The sequence below is a fragment of the Psychrobacter sp. Cmf 22.2 genome (genome assembly GCF_001921745.1).
Lineage (GTDB): Bacteria > Pseudomonadota > Gammaproteobacteria > Pseudomonadales > Moraxellaceae > Psychrobacter.
The window spans coordinates 1-245 of record NZ_MRYA01000071.1; the positions used below are offsets into that span (position 1 = coordinate 1).

Annotated in this window: 1 protein-coding gene; it reads left to right on the forward strand. The window is 43.3% G+C overall.

What is annotated here, in order from left to right:
* Positions 1–245, forward strand: a 245-nt coding sequence (locus tag BTV98_RS13345; RefSeq protein ID WP_143505782.1) for an adenylyl-sulfate kinase, incomplete at both ends; no start/stop codon positions are given.

Sequence of the window (245 nt, forward strand, 5' to 3'; positions counted from 1 at the left end):
TATTGGTGAAGTAGCCAAATTGTTTGTCGATTCTGGCAGCCTAGTGCTCACCGCCTTTATATCCCCTTTTATTTCAGATCGTGAACAAGTACGAGCACTTTTACCTGAGAATGAGTTCATCGAGGTGTTCGTAGATACGCCGATAGAAACTTGTGAGCTACGAGATCCTAAGGGTTTATACAAAAAAGCTCGTAAAGGCGAAATAAAACACTTCACCGGCTTAACATCGGACTATGAAGCGCCAC